The sequence below is a fragment of the Frankia canadensis genome, assembly GCF_900197875.1.
Lineage (GTDB): Bacteria > Actinomycetota > Actinomycetes > Frankiales > Frankiaceae > Frankia > Frankia canadensis.
In genome coordinates, this window is record NZ_FZMO01000237.1 from 1 (window position 1) to 5,781 (window position 5,781).

Here is a 5,781-nt window from a genome sequence, read left to right on the forward strand (position 1 = left end):
GTCCGCGCTCACCGGAGCACCGACACCCGCGTCCGAGCTCGCCGATCTCCTCCAGCCGGGGTGGTTGCGGCTGTTCGGCGAGCAGATCGGCGGGCAGGTCAGCTGGCTGATCCCGGGCGCGTTCCTGCTGCTGGTGGGCGGCCTGTGGCTGACCCGGCGGGCCCCACGGACGGATTGGTCCCGGGCCGCTCTGGTCTTCTGGGGCGCCTGGACGATCATCACCTCGATCACCCTGAGCCTCGCCAAGGGAACGTTCCACCCGTACTACACGGCATCGATCGCGCCCGGCATCGCCGGCCTCGTCGCGACCGGCACGATTGTCGTGTGGCGGGAACGGCACGCCGTCCTCCCCCGCGCGGTGCTCGCCGTCGCGGTCGCCGGCAGCGGGGTGTGGGCGTACGTGCTGCTGGACCGCACCTCGTCCTGGTACCCGTGGTTGCGGACGCTGGTCCTGGTCGCCGCGGTGGTCGCGGGCCTCGCGCTGCTCGCCCGCCGGACTCTCGCCGGCCGCGGGGCGCTCGTAGTCGCCCTGGCCGGGCTGGTGGCCGTGCTCGGCGGTCCCGCCGCCTACACCGCGGCGACGGTGACAACCCCCCAGTCCGGCGGACAGCCCACCGCCGGCCCAAGTCTGCGCGGCGGCGGCCGGGGCACGTTCCGGACCGCCGGCGGCGCCAGCGTTGCCGCACGATTCCGCATCATCACCGCCGCTGCGGGCGCGGGTGGTGGCCGCGGTGGCGCGACCGGCGGCGGGTTCGGTGGCATCGGCGGGTTCGGCGGCATCGGCGGGATGGGCGGTGGAGGCACGAACAGCCAGCTCACCGCGTTGTTGAAGAACAACCGCGGTTTCCGGTGGTCCGCGGCGGTGTCCGGCTCGTCGGCCGCTGCCGGGCTCGAGCTGGCCTCGGACACCTCCGTGATGGCCATGGGCGGATTCACCGGCCGCGACCCCGCGCCGACGCTCGCCCAGTTCGAGCAGTACGTCCACGCCGGCGAGGTGCACTACTTCATCAGCGGCGGAATCGGTCGCGAGATGGGGGGCGGCTTCGCCCCCGGCGGCAGTGCTGCCCAGAGCGGCGGCCTCTCCGGCGTCGGCACTCGCGGCGCGGGCGCGCGCGGCGGCGGCATGCCGGCGCGTGGCGGTGCGCGCGGGCCCGGCGGAGATGGGCGGATGGGCGGAGCGTCCACCACGGTCAGCGCCTGGGTGGAGCGGCACTACTCCTCAACCACCGTGGGCAGCCAGACCGTCTACGATCTCACGAAGCCCCTCGCGACCACGGCGGCATGACCAGCATCGCCATCGGCGATCAGCACACCTGCCAGCACCGGCCACCGTCGACGCCAGCCACAGCAGTCGCCGTCGTGCCGCGGAGAGGAGCTCACCTGCCTTGCTCGCAGGTCACTGGAGGGCACTGAATGGGTCGGAGCAGAGGCAGGAAGCAGGTACGGGCCATGAGGCGTGCCTGGACACGCATTGTAGTCGACTGCGGTTGTCCGGACAGGTACTACTGTCCAACCGGCGGCGACATCGAGTGCCCACGCCACAGCGGCTTCAGCAGCTGCTGCGGCCGCCAGGAAGAACACCTCTCGATCCTGTGCCGCCATCTACTGCTCTGGCGCATCCGCCGGGTTCTGCGCGGTGAGTCCATACGCCGACTTCACATCGACGAATCCCCGCACGACTGCTGACGGACATCAACCGCCGCTCGCCGCCACACCAGGCGAACGCCTTGAGGCTTTGGTGCCTGGGCGATCGCCGATGTTCACCTGGACTCTCCGAGGGGGCAGGCATCCTCGTTCGGACGAGTGGCCGGACCGGTCAGGCAAGCGTGGCGGCATGGTCCATCGCGGCCCGCACCAGCGCACGCAGCTTCTCGTCGACGTCGTCGTCCGAACTACCGGACTGCCACGCGCTGACGCTGTACCAACCCCTGCTGCTGTCCAGCGACGCGATCGGTTCAACCATTTCCACTCCCTGCGGCTCCTCGGGCAGCCGAAAGAGCAGCCAGTTCGTTCCGGTCGCCACCACCGCGGCGATACCCCGCGAGACGATCACCGGAATCCCGTAGACGGGTAGCACATCGGCCGGATCCGGCGCCAGAGACGTCAGCCGCTCGACAAGGTCCGGATGAGTGTTGAGCTGCCAGCCGCCGAGGGCGTAATCACCAACCGAGTACGGACGTCGAGCGGCTTCGCGCCGGTATTCCAGCAGATCGGCATTAGCCGGAACATCCGCCAGCGGCACGCCGTTTTCCTGTTCAGGCGAAGTACCCGGGACTGTCACGATGACTGTTTTTCCTCCCAGAGAACCACCGGGCCCGATCTGCCTCGACATTGCTCTACGCAGGAGGTAGCGCTTCACCGGACCGCGAACCCCCTTGGTGACCTCGTCCAGCATCGCCCGGCGCTCACTGTCCGAAATTTCCCTCGAGCTCACCTCGAGACCCCCCTTGCGCCAGCGCTTGGCGCGGCTCCAGCACTCCCCGTTTCACGGCTTCTCGTCGTGGTGTTCGTCTCGGCGGTCGGCGTCGTCCGTGACGCCTGGCATGAGGCGGCGGCCGGCCTCGCCGTAGTAGTCGACCGCGGTCGGCCGTGCCAAGGGCTGGCGCCGACGGTGCCGCTCCATTCCCGCATCCGAGCCCGCCGACATCGCGGCAAAGAGGCCCAGCTGCCAGCCGGCATCGGACAGGCTGTAGTGGCCATGAAAGAGAAGTGCGACCACCGCGAACCCGACCTCCACGACGAGCCCGATCACCAGGCCGACGAGGAGCCCTCGAACCACCACCCGGATCACCTGCTGCCCCCACGTCCCAGGGCGGGCTTCGCGGCCGCCGGGAGACGGCTCCCTGGATCGCCCACCCCGCGAGTTGACGCAGACACTCGCTGCTGTCGCCCTCCACCAGCGCCTCGGCGGCACGACACAGCAGGCTCACACCGGACTCCTCCCAGGTCCCGCCGTGCGTCCTCGAAATACTCCATGGAGTACACACCGTGATTCTACGCAGCGCGACGCCAATCGGCTGGCGGCCCAGATTGTCGGAGGTCGCCGCTACGGTACTCAGCGATCACCGTCCTCATGAAGGAGAAGCCCGATGGGTGCCAGAAGCTCGATGCTGTTCTACGCGGACGGTGACGTCCAGAAGATCCTCCGGTGCGCACCGTAGATCGACCGGGACGGCACCCGGGCCTGCGTGGAACGTCTCTACCCTGGTCGGCGGCTCGTCGAGATCGGTGACGACACCCTGCATCTCGCCTACCCACCCGAGGGTCATGCCTACGCGGCCTGCTTCCCCAGCCTGACGGTGGTCTGCACCCAGGACGTCGCGTTGGATCTGCCGTCCCACCTCGGCACCACATTCCGCGCCGAAGCCCGCGGACGCACCCTCCACCTGCACACCATGCTCAGCTCCGTCGACTGGTTCGCCTACGCCATCTGGGACACCGACGGCGCACTACGCCGCGCGCTCAGCCTGTCCTCGGACGACGGCATACTCGAGAACACCGGCAACCCGCTCGACTTCGAGGCGGACTACTGGGCCGGCAAGCACCCCGTCGAGATCGACGAGGACGACCCCGACCTTTCGTACCCGCTGCCATTCCATCCCCTCGACCTGGCCGAAGATGCCCTCCGGGCCCTCTTCGGCTTCGTCTTCGAAGGCGAACCCGGCGACGGCGATGCCCACCTCGATGAGATCACCCTCGCCGGCTACCGCCTCGATCACCCTGGCCGTTGAAGCTCGAGGTCTCCTACAACGGATCTATCACCCTGGAGGTCGAAGGTGTTGTAGGGGTCCTGGTGGGCGTAGTCGTAGGCGTTGTCGGAGCCGCCGGGTTCGGGGCGGTCTGGAGGAAGCGGCCGAACCTGGGGTCATAGAGGCGGACGCCCATAAGGGTGCGGCCGGCGGGGTGTCGCGGCTGCGTTGTTTGGCGCGAGCCAGCCGTAGCGGGGGTAGGCAGAGGAGGGGAAGTAGGGGCTGCCGACAGGGTGTCGGTCTGGGTAGCGGCGGGGTCGCCGCCGATGCCGGTGATGTTGCGGGTCCAGGCGGCTCGCCGAGCTGCCCGCCGGCGGATACGGATCCGTCGTCGTACGACCGACGAGGTCATAGGCGTAACCCGAGTTGGTGAGCCGGTCCGCCTGATCATAGGAGAAGGAATATACCGCCGGCGTCGTCGACGTGGAGGCTGACCGTCGGTGACCACGGTCAACCGCCCCCGGCTTCCGCAAGGCCCGGGACGGTTGACCTCTCTCAGCCGGTCGAGCCCCCACCGAACCCAGGGCGGTTCATACAATCAGTCATCAGCCATTACAGTCAACCCCGAAAAGATCACCGCATTCATCGGTGCATCCAGGCTAAGAGTGCACAATTTTGCAAAGGGGATTGCCGAAACCATGAATGACGGTGAAGTAGCGGAGTGGCACATCAGACATTTCACGCTGGCTAATCCACGCGGCCAAGCGCAGGGCGACATTCCCGCTCTGCTTCGGCGCGCGGCTACCAGTATCGAAAACCGCGGCAGAATAAAAGTGCAGGACCTGGTTCTGCATTCGGAAATCACGGCCGAGGGTGAATGGTACTCGGTTACGGTCTACTATACTCGTCAGCCAGGTCGCCACTGCGGCAGGGGCGACTGTTTCCTGGGGTGGCGGAGAGATGGCGGGTCACGCTATCAGGCGAGCTACAAACAGGTTTGAAGATTCTTGGTGGGCACGCCGCCAAGAATTCTCAAACTTCATCGTGAGAGGAGTGGTGCGCCTTGGCGGGTAACTTGCCTAGGCTCGGTGAAGTACTGCACTCGTCCTTGGCGGTTTCTGTCTCTTTGGCACTGGAAAGCTACTTCGCCGAAAAGGACGTCTCGGCGGCGGTTGTGTGGTTGTGCATTTCTTTGGTAGTCGCCTCGGCCATAGGGCTGCGACGTTTCGCGCGCAGGAAGAGTTGCCGTCGCGGGACGCTGGACGATCGAAGGTCTGACGGATCAAGCTGAGACAGCCTACCCCTCTCAGCCACCCCTATCTAACCTTCAAAGGTTCGCCAGATGTCGGTTCTCCCATGCGGCGGGATTTCTTGCCTTTCTAGAAACAGAATAGATGGTGCCGCCAATATCGAATGTCAGAGTGTAACAGCGCGCCAGCCATACCCTTTCAACGTCGAGACAGAAGCCGTCTACCACAAAGATCTTGATGAACTCGAGAACATGGTCCGGACGGACTTCGTCAAATGTATATAGATCGAGCAGCATCCGAGCCGCACCCGACTGCACTAGATACCACACCAGTAGCGTGCAGCCGTCCACTCTTTCGATTTCAATGTCAACTAGATCTTCACTTTTCGTCGGATACCGCCAATTAATTCGGACGTCCGCGGGAAGAACTTCTTTAAGATGAGCAACGAAGCTTGGATCTGTCATCGCCATGGCCCATGGAGGAGATCGATATGATGCTTTCCCACCTTTGCCCTGAAAACAGTTCGAGCACTTTTGTAATCTGCGTATCTTTTCGCACCTAAAGCACTCCAGGCCAAAGTCGCACGTTTGCCGTTAAAGAGGCCTGGCTTGACTCCTGGCGTCGTATACTTGTCGGCAACAAATCTGCTTTCAGCGCCGACCAGACGGGAGCGGTAGGCCGCCTCACCCACTCGACTAGCCTTCAGGAGTCGGTCACCTTTATAGGCCCGAACGGCCCAGGCCGCCTCTCCAACACCAGGAAGGAAGCCAACCGCAGCAAGTGCAATGAGCATTTTCAATGTTATTTTACGTGAATTGCGGGAATGTTCCGTCGCGCGCGTT

7 protein-coding genes are annotated in these 5,781 nt (G+C 65.4%); 3 read left to right on the plus strand and 4 right to left on the minus strand.

All coding sequences use genetic code 11. The annotated features are described in order from the left end of the window. Positions 1–1,285 (plus strand): mannosyltransferase YkcB-related protein (locus C1A33_RS37485; RefSeq protein WP_480014558.1); only part of this gene is annotated, 1,285 nt, incomplete at its 5' end. Positions 1,286–1,816: 531 nt separating this feature from the next. Here the strand turns inward: C1A33_RS37485 and C1A33_RS18885 are convergent. Then, complete coding sequence (locus C1A33_RS18885; RefSeq protein ID WP_133150723.1) at positions 1,817–2,395, minus strand: hypothetical protein; 579 nt, start codon at positions 2,393–2,395, stop codon at positions 1,817–1,819. A 90-nt stretch (positions 2,396–2,485) separates the two neighbouring features. Further along, positions 2,486–2,782, minus strand: a complete 297-nt coding sequence (locus C1A33_RS18890) for a hypothetical protein (protein WP_133150724.1) — start codon at positions 2,780–2,782, stop codon at positions 2,486–2,488. Positions 2,783–3,161: 379 nt separating this feature from the next. Between C1A33_RS18890 and C1A33_RS18895 the strand changes: the two genes are divergently transcribed. Together C1A33_RS18895 and C1A33_RS35815 are read left to right on the plus strand one after the other, a co-directional pair. Beyond that, on the plus strand, positions 3,162–3,731 hold the full coding sequence (locus C1A33_RS18895; protein ID WP_423748104.1) for a DUF6928 family protein: 570 nt from the start codon (positions 3,162–3,164) through the stop codon (positions 3,729–3,731). 458 nt (positions 3,732–4,189) lie between these two features. Beyond that, the gene (locus C1A33_RS35815; protein ID WP_207770380.1) at positions 4,190–4,690 is read left to right on the plus strand and encodes a hypothetical protein; all 501 of its coding nucleotides are present in this window, start codon (positions 4,190–4,192) and stop codon (positions 4,688–4,690) included. A gap of 326 nt (positions 4,691–5,016) precedes the next feature. Here C1A33_RS35815 and C1A33_RS34250 read toward each other — a convergent pair whose 3' ends face one another. Continuing rightward, positions 5,017–5,403 (minus strand): hypothetical protein, encoded by a 387-nt coding sequence (locus tag C1A33_RS34250; protein ID WP_133150725.1) that lies wholly within the window; start codon positions 5,401–5,403, stop codon positions 5,017–5,019. After that, the coding region (locus tag C1A33_RS35820) for a hypothetical protein (protein ID WP_207770381.1) at positions 5,400–5,781 on the minus strand (382 nt) is incomplete at its 5' end. The genes C1A33_RS34250 and C1A33_RS35820, both read right to left, overlap by 4 nt.